Origin of the sequence: Pelomonas sp. KK5, from assembly GCF_001984095.1 — a bacterium.
Lineage (GTDB): Bacteria > Pseudomonadota > Gammaproteobacteria > Burkholderiales > Burkholderiaceae_C > KK5.
Genome location: NZ_LYVQ01000119.1, coordinates 1 through 20,110, shown reverse-complemented (window position 1 = coordinate 20,110; position 20,110 = coordinate 1). Strand labels below are relative to the sequence as shown.

The 20,110-nt window shown below is 72.4% G+C and carries 17 protein-coding genes; 13 read left to right on the top strand and 4 right to left on the bottom strand.

What is annotated here, in order from left to right; genetic code table 11:
- On the top strand, positions 1-244 hold a 244-nt coding region (locus tag B0W88_RS18595; RefSeq protein ID WP_198937871.1), incomplete at its 5' end, for an alpha-ketoglutarate-dependent dioxygenase AlkB.
- Entirely contained in the window at positions 241-669 is a 429-nt protein-coding gene (locus tag B0W88_RS18590; protein WP_077036130.1) for a GFA family protein, read from the top strand. The genes B0W88_RS18595 and B0W88_RS18590, both read left to right, overlap by 4 nt.
- Here B0W88_RS18590 and B0W88_RS18585 read toward each other — a convergent pair.
- Entirely contained in the window at positions 662-3,583 is a 2,922-nt protein-coding gene (locus B0W88_RS18585; RefSeq protein ID WP_144006843.1) for an FAD-binding and (Fe-S)-binding domain-containing protein, read from the bottom strand. The two genes, B0W88_RS18590 and B0W88_RS18585, sit on opposite strands and share 8 nt — an antisense overlap.
- A 67-nt stretch (positions 3,584-3,650) precedes the next feature.
- On the opposite strand from B0W88_RS18585, the gene B0W88_RS18580 reads away from it, so the two are divergent.
- From B0W88_RS18580 to B0W88_RS18570, 3 genes are read left to right on the top strand one after another with little or no spacing between them, the layout of a single operon-like run.
- Positions 3,651-4,892 (top strand): MFS transporter, encoded by a 1,242-nt coding sequence (locus B0W88_RS18580; RefSeq protein WP_083748883.1) that lies wholly within the window; start codon positions 3,651-3,653, stop codon positions 4,890-4,892.
- Between the two features lie 16 nt (positions 4,893-4,908).
- Entirely contained in the window at positions 4,909-5,925 is a 1,017-nt protein-coding gene (locus B0W88_RS18575; protein ID WP_077036129.1) for an MBL fold metallo-hydrolase, read from the top strand.
- On the top strand, positions 5,922-6,749 hold the full coding sequence (locus B0W88_RS18570; protein ID WP_198937870.1) for an alpha/beta hydrolase: 828 nt from the start codon (positions 5,922-5,924) through the stop codon (positions 6,747-6,749). Before B0W88_RS18575 ends, B0W88_RS18570 begins: the two co-directional genes overlap by 4 nt.
- On the opposite strand, the gene B0W88_RS18565 is transcribed toward B0W88_RS18570, so the two are convergent.
- Positions 6,720-7,604, bottom strand: a complete 885-nt coding sequence (locus tag B0W88_RS18565) for a DMT family transporter (RefSeq protein ID WP_077036132.1) — start codon at positions 7,602-7,604, stop codon at positions 6,720-6,722. The two genes, B0W88_RS18570 and B0W88_RS18565, sit on opposite strands and share 30 nt — an antisense overlap.
- A 223-nt stretch (positions 7,605-7,827) precedes the next feature.
- Here B0W88_RS18565 and pepA point away from each other — a divergent pair, with 223 nt between their 5' ends.
- Positions 7,828-8,613: a flocculation-associated PEP-CTERM protein PepA gene (pepA, locus tag B0W88_RS18560; protein WP_077036128.1), complete on the top strand. Its 786-nt coding sequence runs from the start codon at positions 7,828-7,830 to the stop codon at positions 8,611-8,613.
- A 54-nt stretch (positions 8,614-8,667) separates the two neighbouring features.
- Here pepA and B0W88_RS18555 read toward each other — a convergent pair whose 3' ends face one another.
- The gene (locus tag B0W88_RS18555; RefSeq protein ID WP_077036127.1) at positions 8,668-10,275 is read right to left on the bottom strand and encodes a sensor histidine kinase; all 1,608 of its coding nucleotides are present in this window, start codon (positions 10,273-10,275) and stop codon (positions 8,668-8,670) included.
- A 250-nt stretch (positions 10,276-10,525) separates the two neighbouring features.
- Between B0W88_RS18555 and B0W88_RS18550 the strand changes: the two genes are divergently transcribed.
- Genes B0W88_RS18550 through B0W88_RS18520 form a run of 7 tightly spaced genes read left to right on the top strand, consistent with a single transcriptional unit; the run spans position 10,526 to position 19,334 of the window.
- A complete protein-coding gene (locus B0W88_RS18550; RefSeq protein ID WP_077036126.1) occupies positions 10,526-11,008 on the top strand; it encodes a chemotaxis protein CheW in 483 nt (160 codons plus the stop codon).
- Positions 11,005-12,432: a protein-glutamate O-methyltransferase CheR gene (locus tag B0W88_RS18545; protein WP_077036125.1), complete on the top strand. Its 1,428-nt coding sequence runs from the start codon at positions 11,005-11,007 to the stop codon at positions 12,430-12,432. Before B0W88_RS18550 ends, B0W88_RS18545 begins: the two co-directional genes overlap by 4 nt.
- Entirely contained in the window at positions 12,429-12,983 is a 555-nt protein-coding gene (locus B0W88_RS18540; protein WP_077036124.1) for a chemotaxis protein CheW, read from the top strand. Before B0W88_RS18545 ends, B0W88_RS18540 begins: the two co-directional genes overlap by 4 nt.
- A gap of 20 nt (positions 12,984-13,003) precedes the next feature.
- Positions 13,004-14,512: a globin-coupled sensor protein gene (locus tag B0W88_RS18535; RefSeq protein WP_083748882.1), complete on the top strand. Its 1,509-nt coding sequence runs from the start codon at positions 13,004-13,006 to the stop codon at positions 14,510-14,512.
- 7 nt (positions 14,513-14,519) lie between these two features.
- Positions 14,520-16,772, top strand: coding sequence for a response regulator (locus B0W88_RS18530; RefSeq protein WP_077036122.1), 2,253 nt, complete (start codon positions 14,520-14,522; stop codon positions 16,770-16,772).
- Between the two features lie 19 nt (positions 16,773-16,791).
- Positions 16,792-17,997: a chemotaxis-specific protein-glutamate methyltransferase CheB gene (cheB, locus tag B0W88_RS18525; protein ID WP_077036121.1), complete on the top strand. Its 1,206-nt coding sequence runs from the start codon at positions 16,792-16,794 to the stop codon at positions 17,995-17,997.
- Positions 17,998-17,999: 2 nt separating this feature from the next.
- Positions 18,000-19,334 (top strand): diguanylate cyclase, encoded by a 1,335-nt coding sequence (locus tag B0W88_RS18520; RefSeq protein ID WP_083748880.1) that lies wholly within the window; start codon positions 18,000-18,002, stop codon positions 19,332-19,334.
- Here the strand turns inward: B0W88_RS18520 and B0W88_RS18515 are convergent.
- Positions 19,315-20,110: metallophosphoesterase (locus tag B0W88_RS18515; protein ID WP_077036119.1), on the bottom strand; the 796-nt coding region annotated here is incomplete at its 5' end. The two genes, B0W88_RS18520 and B0W88_RS18515, sit on opposite strands and share 20 nt — an antisense overlap.

Here is a 20,110-nt window from a genome sequence, read left to right as displayed (position 1 = left end):
GGACTACGCACAGCCGATCGTCAGCGTCTCGCTGGGCTTGCCGGCGGTGTTCCTGTTCGGCGGGCTGGCGCGCAGCGAGCGGCCGGCGCGGCTGCCGCTGGAACACGGGGACGTCGTCGTCTGGGGCGGCCCCTCGCGGCTGCGTTTCCACGGCGTGCTGCCGCTGGCCGAGGGCTCGCACCCGCTGACCGGGCGGCAACGCATCAACCTCACCTTCAGGAAGGCTGGAGCATCTTCATCATGACCACGACCCGAACCGGCGGCTGCCTCTGCGGCCAGGTGCGCTACGCCATCGGCGCCGACCCCGTCGTCTCGCGCATCTGCTGGTGCCGCGACTGCCAGCACCTCTCGTCCAACGGCACCGTCAACGTGATCTTCCCCAGCGAGGCGATCGAGATCACCGGCACGCCGGCGGCCTACACCAGCGGCGCCGACAGCGGCAACCAGGTCACGCGGCGCTTCTGCGCGAACTGCGGCAGCCACCTGTTCGCGGACTCGACCGGCCGGCCGGGCCTGACGGTCGTGCGCGTCGGCACGCTCGACGATCCGTCCTCGGTCAAGCCCAGCGCCAATATCTGGACCGCCAGCGCACCCGGCTGGGCCTGCCTGGACGAAGGGCTGGCCCGCAGCGAGAAGCAGCCCGCGCCGCTGAAGCCCGCCGTCAGCTGAGCAACTGCCGCTCCAGCAGCCGCGCCACATGCAGCGCCTCGCGCTGCGCGCCGTGCGCGATCTGCCGGCGGCAGGCGCAGCCGTCGGCCAGCACGAGGGCCTCGGGCCGTGCCCGCAGCGCCGGCAGCAGCGCCTGCTCGGCGATCTGCAGCGAGGCGGCCTCGTGCTCCGCCTCGAAGCCCAGGCCGGCGCCCATGCCGCAGCAGGCCGCCTCGGCCAACGCGGGCTCGGCCCCGGGGATCATCCGCAGCACCTCGAGGATGGGCGCCACCGCGCCGGCGGCTCTGGTGTGGCAATGGCCGTGCACCAGCAGCGGCGCCTCGGCGGGCTTGAGCTTCAGCGCGAAGCGGCCCGCGCGTGCCTCGCGGGCGATGAACTCCTCGAACAGCAGGGCCTGCGACGCGACCTGCGCGGCCTGATCGCCCAGGCCCAGCGCCTGCGCCTCCTCGCGCAGCATCAGCAGGCAGGCCGGCTCCAGGCCCACGATCGGCAGGCCCGCCTGCGCCGCTGGCGCCAGCGCGGCCAGCAGCGCAGCCAGCCGGCTGCGCGCCAGCGCCACCTGCCCGACGGCCAGCGCCGTGCGCCCGCAGCACAGGTGGCCCGCCTTGGCGGGCGCGGCCGGGCTGTGCAGCGTGTAGCCGGCCGCCTTCAGCACCCGCACGGCGGCGCGCGCGTTGGCCGCCTCGAAGGCGCCGTTGAAGGTGTCGACGAACAGCACCGCCGCCTTGGGCGCCGCGGCCAGCGTGGCGGGCAGGCTGTCCAGCCCCTCGGCGCTGCGCCAGAAGGTCTCCGCCGGTCGCCACTCGGGCAACGCGCGGCGCGGGCTCAGCTGCAGATGCTTCTCGGCCAGACGCGCCAGCCAGGGCGAGCGGTTGCGCTGGCGCACCAGCCAGGCGCGCAGGCCCGAATGCACGTCGGCCGGCAGGCTGGCATAGAGCTGCTCGCGCCGCGTGGGTGGCCGCGCCGCGGCGCGCTGGGCCGCGGCCTCCAGTTGCAGCCGTGCGATGTCCACACCGCTCGGGCAGCCGCTGCGGCAGGCCTTGCAGCCCGTGCATGTCGCCAGCGCTTCCTGCACCGCCGGGCCACCCAGGCCGCCATCGAGCTGCCCCGACAGGGCCAGGCGCAGCGTGTTGGCACGGCCGCGCACGCCATGGGTCTCCGATTGGAGCGCCTGCTCGCTGGGGCAGACGCCGGCGGCAGTGCAGGTGGCCAGGCCGTCGCAGGCCTCGACCGCCTGCACCAGCCCGGGCAGTTCGCCGCTTTCCGCCCAGGCCAGCGCCGGCTTGATCTCCATGATCTTGTAGGGCCGCGGCGCGCCGCGCGGCGGGAATCGCAGCCGCGCCGGATCGTCCATCTTGCCCGGCCGCACGATCTTGCCGGGGTTGAACAGGAAGCCGGGGTCGAACTCGTTCTTGACGGCGCGCAGGGCCTCGTTGAGCTTGCTGCCGAACTGCCAGTCCAGCCACTCGCCGCCGACCAGGCCGCCGTTGCCGTAGGAACCGCGGAAGCGGCGCACCAGCACCGAGACCTCCTCCGCGAGCTTGCGCATCACCGCCGTGCCGCCCTTGGAACCGTGCTGGCGCATGTCCAGCCGCGGCCGCGGATGCAGCTGACCGAGGCCCACCGGGCCATGCCAGCCCTCGACGTCGATGCCGTGCCGGCGCAGCAGCTTGTCCAGCGCGTCCACGTAGGCGGGCAGCTGGGGGACGGGCACCGCGCAGCCGTCGATGAAGGAGGTCGGGCGCGCCGGGCCGGCGGGCCGGCGGCGGGCCATCAGCGCGGCGCGGCGGCGCGCCCAGACGGCCTGCTGCTGCGCCTCGTCCGTCACCCGCACGATGCAGCCGGGCGGCAGGTTGCGCTCGCGCAGCAGCACCGCCATCTCGGCCAGGCGCGTCTGCAGCTGCGCGGGGTCGTCGCCGCTGAGCTCGATCAGCAGCGTGAAGGGGTCGGCACCGGGCGTGCAGGCGGCCGGCTCCAGCAGCTCGAAGGCGGTCGGCTTGAACTGGGCCAGCAGCGGCGGCACCAGCTCCAGCACGCCGGCCAGCGTGCGCAGGCTGATCAGCCCCAGCACCCGCGCGGCCGGCAGCGGCCGCAGGCGCAGCGTCAGGCTGCGGACGAAGGCCAGCGAGCCCTCGGCCCCGACCAGCAGGTGCGCCAGGTTGGCCTCGCCGACATGGCTGCCGGCGGCGGTGGGCCGCGGCCGGCGGTTGTCGAAGAGATCAAGGCGGTAGCCGCCGATGCCGGCCGACACCCGCGGCCAGTGCTGCTCCAGCTCGGCCGCGCAGGCGCCCGTCAGCGCGCGCAGCCGGGCAGCCAGCGCGGCGGCCCGCCCGCCTGAGGGCAGGCCGGCCACCGGGCCGAAGTCCAGCAGCTCGCCGTCGGCCATCCAGGCCGAGATCGACTGCACCTGCTGGGCCATCGAGCCATAGCCCAGCGCCCGCGGCCCGGCCGCATCGGTGCCGGCCATGCCGCCCAGCGTGGCCTCGAACGCGGAGTCGATGTCCAGTGGCAGCCACAGGCCCCGCGGGCGCAGCTGCTCGTTCAGCGCGGCCAGCGTCATGCCCGGCTGGACGGTGACGGTGCGGGCCTGCTCGTCCAGCGCCAGCAGGCGGTTCAGGTGCCGGCTGCAGTCGATCACCAGCGTGTTGCCGGGCGCCGCCGCCAGCGCCTGGCCGGCCTCGCCGGTGCCCGCGCCGCGCGGCACGACGGCCACCTGCAGCTCGCGGCAGACGGCGATGGCGGCGGCCACGTCGTCCTCGCTGCGCGGCACCAGCACGCAGGCCGGCATCAGCTGGTAGATGGAGGCGTCGGTGGCATAACGGCCACGTCCGGCGGCATCGGCATGGACCTCGCCGGCCGTCTGCGCACGCAGGCGGCGTTCCAGTTCGGGGATGATGTCGGGGGTCTCCGGCATGCGCTGACTTTAGCGGTTAGGCGCGGATTCAACGACACTTGCGCCCGCCTTCCTAGACGTTCGTAGCATGACCGGCAGCACTACCGCCCCGACCTCCTCCCTGCAAGACATCCTCCGCCAGCGCGACTTCATCCGCTTCTGGTTCGGCCGGCTCGGCTCCTCGCTCGGCAGCGCGATGCTGATGGTGGCCATCGGCTGGCAGATGTACGACCTGACCGGCAGCGCCTGGGACCTGGGCCTGGTGGGCCTGTACCAGTTCGCGCCGGCCCTGCTGCTGACGCTGGTGGCCGGCCACGTGGCCGACGTGCTGCACCGCGGCCGCATCGTCGGCGCCTGCCTGCTGCTGCAGGCGGCCTGCGCACTGCTGCTGATGGCGTCGACCGAGGGGCACTGGGTCTCCCGCGAGCTGCTGCTGGTGGTCTCGGTGCTGCTGGGCGTGGCCCGCGCCTTCCAGCAACCGGCCAGCCAGGCGCTCACGCCGATGCTGCTGCCGCCCGCGCTGCTGCCCCAGGGCATGGCCTTCAGCACCGCCGGCATGCAGGTCACGACGATCGCCGGCCCGGCGCTGGGCGGCCTGCTCTACGTGGCCGGCGCCAGCGCGGTGCAGGCCTTCTGCGCGCTGTGCTTCGGCGCGGCGGCGGTGCAGATGCTGCGCGTGCACTACGTCAAGGCGCCGCGCAAGGCGGAGCCGGTGTCGCTGAAGACGGTATTCGCCGGGGTGGATTTCGTCTGGCACCGCAAGGTGATCCTGGGCGCGGTCTCGCTGGACCTGTTCGCGGTGCTGCTGGGCGGCGCCACCGCGCTACTGCCCATCTTCGCCCGGGACATCCTGCACACCGGCCCCTGGGGCCTGGGCCTGCTGCGGGCTTCGCCGGCGGTGGGCGCGCTGGCGATGTCGGTGGCGCTGACGCGGCGGCCGCTGCGCCGGCATGCGGGGCCCAAGCTGCTGGGCGCGGTCGCCCTGTTCGGCGCGGCCATGGTGGTCTTCGGCCTGTCGCACAGCTTCGCCGTCTCGATGCTGGCGCTGGCGGTCTCGGGGGCGGCGGACACGGTCAGCGTGGTGATCCGCCAGACCCTGGTGCAGCTGGAGACCCCCGACGCGATGCGCGGCCGGGTCAGCGCCGTAACGTCCATCTTCATCGGCGCCAGCAACCAGCTGGGCGAGTTCGAGTCGGGCGCCACCGCGGCGCTGCTGGGGCCGGTGGGCTCGGTCGTGCTGGGCGGCGTCGGCACGATGGCGGTGGCCGGGCTGTGGGCCTGGCGCTTCCGCGAGATGGCGCGGCGCGACCAGCTGGTCGTCAAGACCTGACGCTATGCTGCGTTGAATGAGCAGCCGGCCGTCTCATCATCGCAAGGGCACCTTCCAGAACAACTACCTGGAGTTCAAGCCGCGCAGCCTCGCCGAGGTGCTGCGCTGGCGGCGCGAGGCGGCCGCGGCCGGCAGGCCGAAGCCGCCGACGACACCGATCCCGCAGGTGGCGCCCGATCTCGCGCTGATCGCCGCGCCGCGGCAGCCGGCCATGACCTGGATCGGCCATTCGACCGTGCTGGCCCAGCTCGGCGGGCTCAATGTGCTGACCGATCCGGTCTTCTCCGAGCGGGCCTCGCCGCTGTCCTTCATCGGCCCCAGGCGGCACCAGCCACCGGCGCTGAGCCTGAGCCAGCTGCCGCGCATCGACCTGGTGATGGTGTCGCACAACCACTACGACCACCTGGACGAAGCCTCGGTGGAGGTGCTGGCCCGCCAGCGCGGCGGCCCGCCCTGCTTCGCCGTGCCCCTGGGCCTGGGCGACTGGCTGCGCCGGCGCGGCATCCGGAGCTTCGTGGAGCTGGACTGGTGGCAGAGCCACATGATGCAGACCTCGGCCGGCACGGTGGAGCTGATGCTGGTGCCGGCCCAGCACTGGTCGGCCCGCGGCATCGGCGACCGGATGAAGACGCTGTGGGGCGGCTTCGCCCTGCTGGCGCCGGACTGCCACCTGTTCTTCGCCGGCGACACCGGCTACTCGCGCGACTTCGCCGACATCCGCCGCCACCTGGCCGGCCGCCAGACGGCCGCGCAGGGCGGCGGCTTCGACATCGCACTGCTGCCGATCGGCGCCTACGAGCCGCGCTGGTTCATGACCGAGCAGCACGTCAACGTGGAGGAGGCGCTGAAGATCCATGCGGACCTCGGCGCCAAGCGCTCGCTGGGCATCCATTGGGGCACCTTCGAGCTGACCGACGAGCCGCTGGACGAGCCACCGCGCCAGCTCGAGGCGCAGCGCCGCGCCCTCGGCCTGCCGGACGACGAGTTCTTCACGCTGGCCATCGGCCAGACGCAGTTGCTGGCGCCGCGGTGAGCACGCTGCCCTTCATCCTCGGCCTGCTGGGCGCCCTCGTCGCCGGCGTGCTGATGGCCGTGGCCTGGCTGTACTTCCACCAGGAGCGCTCGCTGTTCGAGGCCGAGCCGCTGCCGCCGGACCATCGCTTCTCGATGCTGGCAGCCGATGTCGAGGAAGTGAGCGTGCCGGTGCCCGGCGCGACGCTGTCGGCCCTGCACCTGAAGCAGGCGCAGCCCAGGGGCCTGGTGTTCTACCTGCACGGCAATGCCGGCAACCTGGAGCGCTGGTTCGTCAACGCCGACTTCTACCGCCAGGCCGGCTGGGACCTGTTCATGATCGACTACCGCGGCTACGGCAAGAGCAGCGGCCGCATCCGCAGCGAGGCCGAGCTGCGCGCCGACGTGCGCGCCGCCTGGGACTTCATCGCGCCCCGCTACGGCGACGCGCCCCGGGTGATCTACGGCCGCTCGCTCGGCACCGGGCTGGCCACGGGCCTCGCCGCCGAGGTGCAGCCGGCGCTCACCATCCTCGTCTCGCCCTACCTCAGCATGCAGGCGGTGACCGACCTGCACTTCCCCTACGTGCCGCGCCGGGTGCTGCGCTATCCGCTCAGGAGCGACCGGGACCTGCCGCGCATCGAGGGCCCGGTGCTGCTGCTGCATGGCACGCTGGACACGCTGATCCCGCCCAGCCACAGCGAGAGCCTGCTGCCGCTGGCCCGCCGCGGCGAGCTGGCCCTGATCGAAGGCGCCGCGCACAACGACCTGCAGGAACACGAGCCCTACCTGTCGATGCTGCGCGCCGCCCTCGATTCAGCGAGCCGGCCGCAGCACCAGCCATAGCGCCACCCCGATCAGCCCGCCGCCGGCCAGGTGCGCCAGCCCGACCGGCTCGCCCAGGAAGGCCCAGCCCCACAGCACGCCGAAGGCCGGGATCAGGAAGGTCACCGTCAGCGCCTTCAGCGGGCCCAGGTCGGCGATCAGGCGGAAGTAGAGAATGTAGGCCACCGAGGTGCAGACCAGGCCCAGCGCCACCAGCGCCAGCCAGGCCTGGCCGCTGACCTCGCTCCACGCGGGCGGCCGGCTGGCCAGGTTCCAGACAGCGAAGGGCAGCAGCGAAAGCACCGCGCCGAGCTGGCTGCCCAGGGCGGTGATGCGGCTGTCCAGCCCGCCGCGCTCGCTGATCCAGCGCCGCGTCAGGTAGGTGGCCAGCCCGTAGCAGGCGGTGGCGGCCAGGCAAAGGCCCACGCCCAGCACCAGCGCCGCGTCGGGCGTGACCGGCCCCGCCTGCGCCAGCACCGCCACGCCCACCAGGCCGATCAGCACGCTGGACGCCTTGGCAACCGTCAGCTGTTCGTGGAAGCCCAGCGCGCCGATCACCACGCCCATCAGCGGCGCGGTGGCGTTCAGGATCGCGCTGTAGCCGGCCGGCAGCACCCGCGCCGCCAGCGAGAACAGCAGGAAGGGCATGCCGGAATTGACCGCGCCCAGCAGCAGCGTCGAGCGGAACTTGCCGTGGAAGGCCAGCGGCACCCGCATCAGCCCGATCAGCGCCAGCAGCCCGGCGCTGCTGAGCACGACGCGGCCGAAGGCGGTGGGCACGGCGCCAAGGGCCGGCACGACGATGCGCATGAACAGGAAACTGCCGCCCCAGATGGCGGCCAGCGTCAGCAGACGCAGCAGGCTTGCGAGATTCATGGGCGGCATTCTCGGCGCTGCGCCAGGCACGACCGCTGCGTTCCTTGTCAGCAGTCTCTAGTTGCTGGGGTTTTCACTGTCCACCCCCCAGTCGCAGGGGGCAGGGCCAACCAGACTTGCCCGCCTGTCATGCGGCCAACACAATCCCTATCGATGATGGCTGGCGGAAAACTTGGCACATCCTGCCGGGGATCCCCCAGATCGATCCAGGAGCCTCGAACACATGAACACCTCCTTGTCCCTGCGCATCCCGGCCGCGCTGCTGGTGACGCTGGCCGCGGGCGCAGCCGGCGCCGCCACGCTGCCCAGCTTCACGCTGAACCCGAGCGCCATCCCCGGCGTCTCCAGCCCCGTCTTCACCGCCAACAACCTGCTGGTGTCCGACTACTCGTCGATCACCTTCAACGGCAACGGCACCTTCACCGATGCCGGCTACCTGAGCATCAGCTCCGCGCAGACCGCCAACAGCACCTTCACGCCGGCCGGCCTGAACAGCAGCTACGGCTTCTACATCCAGTTCTCCGGCACCGGCACGACGCCCACCGGCGACCCGACGACCGACATCACCAAGGCCAGCTTCAGCACGCTGAGCTACACGATCTACGGCTACAGCGGCACCGCCACCTTCGACTTCAGCGGCAGCACCGCCACGACCACCGCCGCCAACCCGGTGGCCCTGGCCACCGGCAACCTGATCAGCGGCAGCGCCGTCACCATTCCGAACGGCGACGGCACCTTCACGCCCTCCGGCAGCGCCAAGCTGACCCTGAGCGTGCTGCCCGCCGGCACCGCCTTCTTCCAGTCGCCGACGGACTTCTACAACCTGGCCTCGACCGCCTTCTCGAACACCAGCTCGCAGGTGGAGACCTTCGCCGGCGGCTTCCTGATCCGCCAGGGCGGAGGCTCGGTGAACTTCGCCACTGCGGTGCCGGAACCCGGCACCTACGCGATGCTGGCCGCGGGCCTGGGCGTGATCGGCTGGGTGGCACGGCGCCGCAAGACCCACTGATCGGGTCGCCTTCCGAACAAAAGCCGCAGCAGCCGCTGCGGCTTTTTGCTTGGTTCAGGCCAGCGCCACCGGCTCGTGGGCGAACATCACCTTGGGCATCAGGTCCAGTTCGGCGGCGGCGTCCGGCGCCACGAGCGGCAGCTCCAGCGTGAAGCAGGTGCCCTGGCCCGGCGAGCTTTGCAGCTCGACCTGGCCACCCAGCATCGAGATCACGATATTGCGCACGATGGCCAGGCCCAGGCCGCTGCCGCCCTGGCCCAGCCGGGTGCTGAAGAAGGGCTCGAAGGCCCGCTCCTGCACGGCCGGGCTCATGCCCGCGCCGTCGTCGCTGACGCTCAGGCTCAGCGGATCGGCGTCCGCCGCGCTGGCCAGCGCGATGCGCACCCGGCCGTTGCGGCGGTTCAGGCCGTGCACGACGGCGTTGATGATCAGGTTGCTCAGCACCTGGCCCAGCGCGCCGGGGTAGCTCTCCAGGCCGAGGCCCGAGGGCACCTCGTTGATCAGCTCCACGCCGTTGCGCCCGTAGGCCGGTTTCAACGAGGCCACCACCTCGCCGACCATGGTGCCCAGATCGAATCGCCGGCGTTGCATGCCGGTGCGGTCCACGGCCACCTGCTTGAAGCTGCGCATCAGCTCGGCCGCGCGGACCATATTGTTCTCGATCAGCGTGGAGGCTTCGCTCACGGCGGCGACGAAGTCGTCGAGCTGCGAGCGCCGCAGCGGGCCGGTCTCGACGTCGGCGGCCAGGTGCCGGCTGCGGTCGCGCAGGCTGCTCGCGAGCGAGACGGCCACGCCCAGCGGCGTGTTCAGCTCGTGCGCCACGCCCGCCACCAGACCGCCCAGCGAGGCCAGCTTCTCAGCCTCGATCAGGTCGGCCTGCGCGCTGCGCAGCATGCGCAGCGCCTCCTGCTCCTCGGCCAGCAGGCGCGAGCGCTCGACCAGCAGCGCCTGCAGGCGCTTGAGCTGCTCGCCCACATTGCCGAACTCGCCGCGCAGGCGCAGCGACTCCAGCGAGAGCCCGGTCTGCCCGTCGGCCAGCGCGGCGATGGCGCGCGCGCTGTCGCGGATCGGGATCACCACCCGCACGGACACCAGGTGCACCACCAGCGCGATCAGCGCCAGCCCCAGCAGGCCCAGCGCCAGCCCGCAGATCCAGGCCCAGCGGTTGGCCGCGCGGGCTTCGAGCAGCGCGGTCTCGCCCGCGCGCAGCTTCGCCTCGCCGAGCTTGTCCAGGCTCGCATTGAGCGGAGCCAGCTTCTCGCGATAGTGCTGCGGCGCCTGTCGCCGCAGCTCGTCGATCTGCGCCGTGGCCTGGCGCGCCAGCGCGGCCTCGTCGGCATTCAGGTAGCCGGCCAGGAAGGCCTGCCACAGCGCGTCCACCTCGCGCCAGCCTTCGGCCGCCGGGGGCTCGGGCACTTGCGGGCTGCCGCCTGACTCGTTCAGGGCCGCGGGCATCGCCACGTTGAGCAGGTAGCCCACCCGCTGCAGCGCCCGCAGCGGGGCCGCGCGATCGGCCTGCAAGGTGTCCAGCCGGTCGCCCTGGTACTGCGAGCCGAACAGCAGCATCGCCACCGCCAGCAACAGCACCGAGGAGAGTCCCGCCAGCGCCAGCCGCAGCGTGCGCTGCACCGAACTGTCCAGATTCCGTTGCAGGTCTTGCATGACTTCTTCCATCAAGGGCGAGGACGCAGGCGAGCCGGAACAATAGCATTCGCGAGCGCCCTCGCGGCAGGGCGCACCCCGCCCGAAAAAAGGGGGATAACCCTGATCCGATGCCGCTAACATAGATCGTTATGTGAGGGGATGATGTCCTCAAGCCGGACCGGTCCTGCCGACGGTCCGCCACAGCGAAAAGCAGCTTCAGTCACGAGGGAGAACGGGCTGCCTTGCGGGGCCGCCCGGCCGAGTTTCGATGTCCGCCATCCTCGCCCCCGCTGCGGAACGCCGGCGCCGCCCGCGCAGCGCGGCCTCGTCGCAGGCCCTGCACTTCGCGGTGCCAGGTCTTCACCTGTGCCTGCCGCTGGAGTGCGTCACCCGGGTGCTGCCGATCATGGCCCTGCAGGAGCTGCCGCAGGCCCCGCCCTGGGTCCTGGGCCTGCTGAACCTGGGCGGCGAGATCCTTCCGGTGCTGGACCTGGCCCTGTGGCTGCAGCGCCCCGCCCATGCCTATGACCTCGACACGCCGGTCCTGCTGTGCAGCGACGGCCGGCGCAGCGCCGGGCTGCTGGTGCAGCGGGTGGACGGCGTGGGCCCGCTGGACGACGCCGACCGCCGCGGCCGCCCGCTGGCCGCCGGCGAGCAGGGGTCGCCCTTCGTCTGCGTGTTCGAGCGTGGCGAGAGCCTGAGCTTCATGCTCGACATCGGGGCCCTGCTGCAGGGGGCCGGGCCGCGATGACCGGCGCGGCGGGCCATCCGGTCGAGCGGGGCAGCGGCCTCGCGCTGGCCGCATCGATGGCGCCGCTGATCCGCCAGCGCCTGGGCCTGGTGATCCCCGAGCACCTGCATGCCGACCTGGAGCAGGCGCTGGCCGATGCCGCCGGACATTTCGGTTATGCCTCGGCCCGCCACCTGGCCGACAGCTTCGCCGCGCTCAACGACGCGGCGCCGGAGCTGAACTACCTGGTCGGGCGCGTCACCGTCGGCGAGAGCTTCTTCTTCCGCGATGCGGCGCAGATGGCCTTCCTGCGCGAGGAGTTCCTGCCGGCCCTGCTGCGCGAGCGCCAGGCCGCGGGGCGCACGCTGCGCGTCTGGAGCGCCGCCGCCGCGCAGGGGCAGGAGCTGTACTCGGTGGCGATGCTGCTGCACCAGCTGCTGGATGGCCGCACCGCCGGCTGGAACCTGCACCTGCTGGGCACCGACATCAACACCGAGGGCCTGGCCACCGCGCTGCACGGCGAGTACCGCGAGTGGTCGCTGCGCGGCGTGGACGCGGCCCAGCGCGAGCGCCACTTCCAGCGGCGGCAGGCCGAGGGGCAGCCGGCGGCCTGGCGGGTCGATCCGGCGGTGCAGGCGATGACCCGCTTCGCCTGGCTGAACCTGGCCAGCGAGACCTTCCCCTCGGTGCTCACGGACACGCACACGATGGACCTGATCCTGTGCCGCAACGTGTTCATCTACTTCGACCCGGCCCTGGTGCGCCGCATCCTGGCGCGGCTGGTGCAATGCCTGGCCCCGGGCGGGGTGCTGCTGCTGGGCCCGTCGGACATCGTCGACACGCGGATCGAGGGCCTGCAGGCCGGGCAGCGCAGCGGCATGTTCTTCTACCGCAAGCCGCTGCCCGAGCGGCCGCCAGCCGCGCCCGCGGCCGATGCGCTCGCGCAGGCCCCGTCGCTGCTGGAGCGCCTGCGCGCGCTGAGCGCCGCGCGCCGCTGGCTGGACGTGGTCGCGCTGGACCCCGGACCGCCCGGCGGCTGCGCCGGCGAACTTCAGCTGCTGGCCACCGCCTACGGCAACCTGGGCCGCCACGCCGAGGCGCTGCAGCGCTGCGGCCAGGCGCTGCAGCTCGCGGCCACCGACAAGCAGCTGCACTTCCTGCAGGCGCTGCTGCTGCAGGAGGCCGGCGATGCGGCCAGCGCCAAGACCGCACTGAAGCGCGCGCTGTTCCTGGACCCGGCCTTCCTCGAGGCCCACTACCAGCTGGGCATGCTGCTGCGCACTGAGGGCCAGGGCGGCCCGGCGCTGAAGAGCCTGTCCAACGCGCTGTCGCTGGCCCAGCGCTGCCCGCCGACGCGCCGCCTGCTGGGCGACCCGGATCTCAGCATCGCGCAGCTGATCGAGATCCTGCGGCATGAGCTGGAGCTGCGGGAGGACGGCGGATGAGCCCGGCCCGCGCCCTCGCCGAACTGGCCGCCCGCGGCGATGCCGCCCAGGTGCTGAGCCAGCGCGCCGAAGTCCTGGCCCGCCGCCCCGAGGCCCCCGAGGACCTGGCCAGCGCCGAGTCCTTCGTCCACTTCCGCATCGGCGCGAGCGAGGAGTACGGCATCGCCTACCGCTTCGTCGAGGAGGTGATGCAGGTGCCCGCCATCACCCGCGTGCCCTGTGCGCCGCCGGCCATCGCCGGCGTGATCAACCGGCGCGGCGAGATGCTGGTGGTGCTGGACCTGCGCCGCTTCCTGCACGGCGGCGCGGAGCTGCCGGCGCCCGGCGCCATCGACGTGATCGTGGTGCAGGCCGCCGGCTTGCTGGTGGGCGTGCGGGTGGATGCGCTGCTGGGCAATGCCAGCTTCCGCCCCGGCCAGCTCGGCGAGGCCCTGCCCTCCGACGGCACCCGCAGGCGCGGCTACATCGAAGGCCTGCTGCACGGCCGCATCAGCCTGCTGGACATGCAGGCCCTGCTCTCCGACCCGGCCCTCCAGGCCCCGACATCCTGACGACGAGGACACCCCGATCCATGAACGACATGAGCGGCCCGCGCAGCTTCACCATCTCCGCCGAGGAGCGGCAGAACCGCCTGCGCTTCATCAACTTCACCGACGCGGACGCGCGGCTGCTGCGCGAGATCCTGCCGCTGGTGGAGCCCCATGCCGACCGCATCGTCGACAACTTCTACACCAACCTCGCCACCGTCCCCGCGCTGCTGGACGTGATCACCCGCGCCGGCTCCAGCGTCGAGCGGCTCAAGGCCAAGCAGCGCAGCTACCCGCTGGAGATGTTCTCCGGCGAGTACGGGGAGGCCTATTTCAACCAGCGGCTGCTGATCGGCGTGGTGCACAACCGCATCGGCCTGGGCCCGCAGTGGTACCTCGGCAGCTACGCGGGCTATGCGCGGATGATCGTGCCGCTGATCACCCGCCGGCACCGCTTCCGCCCCGGCAAGGCGGACCGCATGATCGAGGCGCTGAACAAGATCATCAGCCTCGATTCGCAGCTCGCCATCGACACCTATGTGCACGGCGTCACCGCCGAGCTGAACAGCGCGATGGCCGCCTACACCGGCTTCGTCGAGCATGTGGCGCGGGGCGACCTGTCGGTGCGGGTGCAGCTGCCGGCCAACTCCGACCTGGCCCGGCTCGGCGCGCGGCTCAACGAGATGACCGCGGGCCTCGGCGAGATGGCCAGCCGCACCGGCAACGCCAGCCAGGGCCTGAGCCTCACCGTGGCGGAGATGCTGGAGGCCGTCAGCGTGCAGAGCTCCAGCGCCAGCCAGCAGGCCACCGCGATCACGCAGACCACCAGCACGCTGGAGGAGATCCGCGCGATCTCGCGCCAGACGCAGGAGAAGGCCGAGGCGCTGGGCATCGTGGCCGAGCGCACCCGCGCCAGCGGCGAGCGCGGCGCCGAGATCGTGGACAAGACCATCTCCGGCATGGACACGATCCGCGCCCAGGTCGGCGACATCGCCGAGAAGATCATGGCGCTGTCCGAGCAGACCCAGCAGATCGGCGAGATCACCGGCACCGTCAACGGCCTGGCCCAGCTGCTGAAGATGCTCTCGCTGAACGCGTCCATCGAGGCGGCCAAGGCCGGCGAGGCCGGCAAGGGCTTCGCCGTCGTGGCCGCCGAGGTGAAGGACCTGGCCGAGCAGAGCCAGCAGGCGACCGTGCAGGTCAACGCGATCCTGCACGACATCCAGCGCGCCACCGACAAGGCGGTGATGGTGACCGAGGAAGGCTCCAAGAGCGTGGACCGCGGCACGCTGATGGTCCAGCAGGTGGGCGACGCGATGCAGGGCCTGGTCGAGGCGATCCGCGAGGCCTCGCTGGCCAGCCAGCACATCGTCGCCGCGGTGCGCCAGGAGGGCATCGGCATCGATCAGATCGCCACCGCGATGCGCGAGATCAACGGCGCCACGCGGCAGGCGGTCGATTCGACGCAGCAGACGAAGGCCGCGGTGCAGAAGCTCGATGCGATGGCCCAGGAGATGCGGGACAGCATTCGCAGCTACCGCTTGGGTGACTGAGATCGCCATGGCTTTGAACTCCGACTTCATGGCCCTGATGCTGGAAACGTTCAGCACGGAGCTGGGCGACCAGTTGCAGCGCATCACCGACGGGCTGCTGCGCCTGGAGAAGGATGCGCAATCGGAGCCGCGCCGCAGCGACACGCTCAACGAGATCTTCCGCGCCGCCCACAACGTCAAGGGCGCGGCCCGTGGCGTCGACGCGCTGGAGGTGGCCGAGCTCTCGCACTGGCTGGAGTCGCTGTTCATGGCCTGGCGGGCCGGCCGCCTGGCGCTGACGCCGGCCACCATCGACCTGAGCCTGCGCACGCTGGATCACATCCGCGAAGCCGCCGCCGCGGCGCGCGAGGAACGGCCGCCGGCGTACGACAAGGCCTCGCTGCTGCAGCAGCTCGAAGCGGCGGCGGAAGCGGCGCAGGCCGCGCCGGCAGCACCGCCGCCGCCGAACCCCGAGCCGACCGAGCAACGCAGCGAGCCCCGCGCCGAGACGCCCGACGCGATCCGCGTCCCCGCCGCCCGCCTACAGCGCGTCTCCGCGCTGACCGAGGAGCTGCAGGTGGCCAAGATCGCGATGGCCGAGCACTTCGCCGCCACGCAGGGCCTGAACCGCCAGATCGCCCGGCTCGAGCAGCGGCTGCAGGCGCTGCGGCCGCTGCTGCGCTCCACCGTGGGCGCCCGGCCGGTGCCGCGCCATGCGATCTTCACGCCCGAGCAGCTGGCCGAGCTCAACGAGGGCCTGCGCGACCTGGGCGACCTGCGCGCCACCGCCGGCGCCCTCGGCAAGTCGATGCGCCGCACCAGCAGCCGCATGGCCATCCTCACCGGTTCGCTGCAGGGCGACGTGCGCATGCTGCAGCTGGTGCCGATCTCGGCCACGCTGCGGCCGATGGCGCGGCTGGTGCGCGACCTGGCGCGGCAGCTCGGCAAGGCCGCGCGGCTGGAGGTCAGCGGCGACCACATCGAGCTGGACCGCTCGGTCATCGACAGCGTGCGCGACCCGCTGATGCACCTGCTGCGCAACGCGGTGGACCACGGCATCGAGCCGGCGGCCGAGCGCCGCGCCGCGGGCAAGCCCGAGGAGGCGACGATCGCGCTCTCGGTCGCCAGCGCCGGCGGGCAGATCCGCATCGTCGTGCAGGACGACGGCCGCGGCATCGACGCCGAGGCGGTGGCCGCCGCCGCCCTGGCCCGCCGCCTGGTGCTGGCCGAGGAGCTGGCGCAGATGTCGCCGCAGGACCAGCTGGAGCTGATCTTCCGGCCCGGCTTTTCCACGCGCGAGACGGTCAGCGAGCTGTCGGGCCGCGGCGTGGGCCTGGACGTGGTGGCCGTCAACGTGCGGCAGCTGGGCGGCGCCGTGCGGGTGGACACCCTGCCCGGCCGCGGCACCGGCTTCACGCTGACCGTGCCGCTGACGCTGGCCACCGAGCGCGGCCTGCATGTGCGCGCCGGCCGCGAGGACATGGTGATCCCGAGCATCGCCGTCGAGCGCATCCTGGAGATCGACGCGGCCCAGGTGATCGACGTGGCCGGCAGCCAAGCCATCCTGGTGGGCGGCCGCGCGGTGGCGCTGCGCAACCTGGCCGCCACGCTGGCGCTGCCGCCGCGCGTGGTGGGCCGCAGCGAGCGCATCCCGGTGGTGATCGTCAGCAAGGGCTGGACGCAGGTGGCCTTCGTCGTGGACGAGGTGGCGGGCGAGCGCGAGATCGTCGTCAAGCGCCTGCTGCCGCCGCTGCGCGCGGTGCCGCACATCAGCGGCGCCACGCTGACCGGCAGCGGCGAGATCATGATGGTGCTCAACGTGGCCGACCTGGTGGACTCCGCCCAGCGCCAGGCCGGCCGCACCGGCTTCGCCTCGGCGGATGCGCCGGCGGCCCCGGCCCCCGCGGCGCCGGCCGGCCCGCCGCACATCCTGATCGTCGACGACTCGATCACCACCCGCACGCTGGAGAAGGGCATCCTGGAGGCGCGCGGCTACCGCGTCAGCATCGCGGTGGACGGCGCACGCGGCTGGGAGCTGCTGCAGCAGGACCGCTTCGACCTGGTGATCACCGACATCGAGATGCCGGTGATGAACGGCTTCGAGCTGACCGAACGCATCCGCCGCACGCCGCAGACGGCGCAGATCCCGGTCATCGTCGTCACCTCGCTGGCGCGCGACGAGGACCGCCGCCGCGGCATCGAGGTCGGCGCCGATGCCTACATCGTCAAGGGCGCGTTCGAGAGCCAGGTGCTCCTGGACGCAGTCGGTCAGCTGATCTAACGGATTACCCGAGCAGACGATGATCCGCATCCTCATCGCCGACGACTCGCCCTCCACGGCCCTGCTGCTGCGCACGCTGTTCGACGCGCAGCCGGACATGGAGGTGGTGGGCCACGCCACCAACGGCGCGGAGGCGGTGAAGCTGTGCGCGCAGCTGAAACCCGCCATCGTGACGATGGACGTGCGCATGCCCGAGATGGACGGCATCGAGGCGACGCGGCGCATCATGCAGGACACGCCGACGCCGGTGGTGGTCGTCAGCGCGCTGGTGGACGACCCGCTCGGCGGCGTGCTCGGCCGCGGCGCGGCCGGCGACGAGCGCTCGCAGATCGGCTTCCGCGCGCTGGAGGTCGGCGCGCTGGCGGTGCTGCAGAAGCCGCCGGGGCCGGGCAGCCCGAAGTTCAAGGCGGTGGCGCGCGACCTGATCGACACGGTGCGGGCGATGTCGGCGATCAAGGTCTTCCGCCGCCGCGCGCTGACCCAGCAGGAGCGCGAGGCCCGCGAGGACGACGCGCCGCCGCGCAGCCTGGAAGCCCGCGACTTCAGCGACACCCTGCCCAGCCCCGACTTCCTGCTGCCGGGCCGGCCCGGCTTCGCCGACACCGGCTTCGCCGAGCAGCTGCCGATGATGGGCTTCGCCCCGATCCCGGACCGGCTGGACCTGGTCGCGGTGGCCGCCTCCACCGGCGGCCCGCAGGCGCTGGCCGACGTGCTGGCCACGCTGCCGGCGGACTTCCCGGTGCCGGTGGTGGTGGTGCAGCACATCGCCGAGGGCTTCATCGGGGGGCTGGCCGAATGGCTGGACGGCAAGGCCCGCATGGCCTGCGGCGTGGCCGCCGACGGCGAGGTGCTCACCGCCGGCCGCATCTACCTCGCGCCGGACGGCCACCACCTGCTGGTCGTACGCACCGGCACCCGGCTGCGCGCGCAGCTGCTGGCCGGCGCGCCGGTGAACCGGCACCTGCCTTCGGCCACGCCCTTCTTCCAGTCGGTGGCGCGCAGCTGCGGCCGGCATGCGCTGGGCCTGGTGCTGACCGGCATGGGCGACGACGGCGCCGACGGCCTGGTGGCGCTGCGCCGCGCCGGCGGCGTGACCCTGGCGCAGAGCCCGGCCACCTGCGTGGCACCGAGCATGCCGCAGACGGCCATCGAGCGGCACGCCATCGACGAGGTGGTGCCGCTGGCCCGCATCACGCTGCGCCTCAAATCAATGGCAAGGATCTGAACATGAGCACTCGACAGGCACAGCGCATGAAGGCCCTGGTGATCGAGGACTCGCCGATCTACCGCAAGCTGGTCGAGCACACGCTGACCGAGCTGGGCTTCGAGGCCATCGCCACCGACGACACCGAACACGGCCTGGACGTGCTGCAGCACACGCTGATCGACCTGCTGATCCTGGACCTGCACCTGCCCGGCCACAGCGGGCTGGACATCGCGCGGCGGGTGCGCGCGCAGTCGGCCCACCGGCTGATGCCGGTGCTGCTGCTCACCTCCGACGAGAGCGAGGCGGTGCTGCAGCAGGCGCTGGAGGCCGGCGTCACCGAGGTCTTCCGCAAGGCCAAGCTGGACCAGCTGCACACGCTGCTGAAGGGATACATCGGCCGGCTGAAGCCCGACTACCGCGGCCGCGTGATGCTCGTCGAGGACAGCGCGACGATGGTGGCGCTGCTGAAGTACATCCTGGTCAAGATGGGCCTGACGGTGGACACCTTCACCACCGGCGAGGCCGCGCTGGCCGCCCTGACCGCGGAACCGCCGCAGGAGTACGACCTGATCGTCAGCGACATCGTGCTGGCCGGCCAGGTGACCGGCCTGGGCGTGGTGCGCGCGGTGCGGGCGATGGAGGGCGAGATCTGCCGCATCCCGGTGCTGGGCCTGTCGGGCATGGAGGATGCGGCGCGCAAGGTCGAGATGCTGCGCCTGGGCGCCAACGACTACGTCTCCAAGCCGGTGATCGAGGAGGAATTCAAGGCCCGCGTCGGCAACCTGATCACCGGCAAGCAGCTGCTCGACCAGGTCCAGCAGCAGCGCCGCGAGCTGCGCGAACGCAGCATCCGCGACGCGCTGACCGGCCTGTTCAACCGCCACTACCTGGTGGAGGTGAGCGGCCAGATGGTCGGCAACGCGCACCGGCGCGGCGAGGCGCTGTCCATGCTGATGGTGGACCTGGACCACTTCAAGAAGATCAACGACGGCCACGGCCACGACGTCGGCGACAAGGTGCTGGCCGCCGTCGGCCGGCTGCTGGAATCGAGCTGCCGCAGCGGCGACGTGGCGGCCCGCTATGGCGGCGAGGAGTTCGTCGTGCTGCTGGCCAACTGCGGCGCCACCGACGCGCCGCAGCGGGCCCAGCGGCTGCTGGAGGAGCTGCGCGTGCTGCACCCGGCCGGGCTGAGCGTCACCGCCAGCATCGGCGTGGCCACGCTGGACCTGGCCCGCGGCATGGACTTCGACACCTTCTTCAAGGCCGCGGACGAAGCCGCCTACGCCGGCAAGCAGCAGGGGCGGGACCGGGTGGTGCAGGCGGCGGGAGGCGGCCTCAGCCGTTCACCAGCCTGAGCCGGGTGATCTCGGAAGGCGCGCCGATGCGCAGCGGCGGGCCCCAGTAGCCGGTACCGCGGCTGACGTACACCCACAGCTGCTTCAGCCGGTGCAGGCCGGCCGTGAAGGGCTGCTGCAGCGGCACGAAGAGGTTGAAGGGCCAGACCTGGCCGCCGTGGGTGTGGCCGCTGAGCTGCACGTCGAAGCCTGCCGCGGCCGCGGCATCGGCACTGCGCGGCTGGTGGGCCAGCAGCACGCGCACCGCCGCATCGTCGGGCGCGCCGCCGAGGGCGCGCTGCGGGTCGCTGCGGTGGCTCTCGTCGAAGTGGTGGGCGCCGAAGTCGGCCACGCCGGCCATCACCAGCTGCTCGCCGCCGTGGTCCAGCACCACGTGCTCGTTGTTCAGCACCTTGAGGCCCAGCCCGTCCAGCGCCTGCATCCATTCGGCGGCGCCGCTGTAGTACTCGTGGTTGCCGGTGACGAAGAAGGTGCCGTGGCGCGAACGCAGTTCGCGCAGCGGCTGCACGTCCTCGTGCAGGTCGCGCACCCGGCCGTCCACCAGGTCGCCGGTGATCGCCACCGCGTCGGCGTCCAGCGCATTGACCTGGTCGACGATCGCCTGCAGGTAGGGCTTCTTGACCGTCGGGCCGACATGGATGTCGCTGATCTGCGCGATCGTGAAGCCTTGCAGGCCCTCGGGCAGGCCGGCGATCGGCACGTCCACCTGCTTGACGCGGGCCGTGCGGCGGGCGCTGAACAGTCCGTAGAGGGTGGCCGTCAGCGCTGCCGCCGGC

Excerpts from the sequence above, each read along its gene's own strand:
- B0W88_RS18590 (WP_077036130.1), top strand. The coding sequence starts at position 241 with ATGACCACGACCCGAACCGGCGGCTGCCTCTGCGGCCAGGTGCGCTAC.
- B0W88_RS18585 (WP_144006843.1), bottom strand. The coding sequence starts at position 3,583 with ATGCCGGAGACCCCCGACATCATCCCCGAACTGGAACGCCGCCTGCGT.
- B0W88_RS18580 (WP_083748883.1), top strand. The coding sequence starts at position 3,651 with ATGACCGGCAGCACTACCGCCCCGACCTCCTCCCTGCAAGACATCCTC.
- B0W88_RS18575 (WP_077036129.1), top strand. The coding sequence starts at position 4,909 with ATGAGCAGCCGGCCGTCTCATCATCGCAAGGGCACCTTCCAGAACAAC.
- B0W88_RS18565 (WP_077036132.1), bottom strand. The coding sequence starts at position 7,604 with ATGAATCTCGCAAGCCTGCTGCGTCTGCTGACGCTGGCCGCCATCTGG.
- pepA (WP_077036128.1), top strand. The coding sequence starts at position 7,828 with ATGAACACCTCCTTGTCCCTGCGCATCCCGGCCGCGCTGCTGGTGACG.
- B0W88_RS18555 (WP_077036127.1), bottom strand. The coding sequence starts at position 10,275 with ATGCAAGACCTGCAACGGAATCTGGACAGTTCGGTGCAGCGCACGCTG.
- B0W88_RS18550 (WP_077036126.1), top strand. The coding sequence starts at position 10,526 with ATGTCCGCCATCCTCGCCCCCGCTGCGGAACGCCGGCGCCGCCCGCGC.
- B0W88_RS18545 (WP_077036125.1), top strand. The coding sequence starts at position 11,005 with ATGACCGGCGCGGCGGGCCATCCGGTCGAGCGGGGCAGCGGCCTCGCG.
- B0W88_RS18540 (WP_077036124.1), top strand. The coding sequence starts at position 12,429 with ATGAGCCCGGCCCGCGCCCTCGCCGAACTGGCCGCCCGCGGCGATGCC.
- B0W88_RS18535 (WP_083748882.1), top strand. The coding sequence starts at position 13,004 with ATGAACGACATGAGCGGCCCGCGCAGCTTCACCATCTCCGCCGAGGAG.
- B0W88_RS18530 (WP_077036122.1), top strand. The coding sequence starts at position 14,520 with ATGGCTTTGAACTCCGACTTCATGGCCCTGATGCTGGAAACGTTCAGC.
- cheB (WP_077036121.1), top strand. The coding sequence starts at position 16,792 with ATGATCCGCATCCTCATCGCCGACGACTCGCCCTCCACGGCCCTGCTG.
- B0W88_RS18520 (WP_083748880.1), top strand. The coding sequence starts at position 18,000 with ATGAGCACTCGACAGGCACAGCGCATGAAGGCCCTGGTGATCGAGGAC.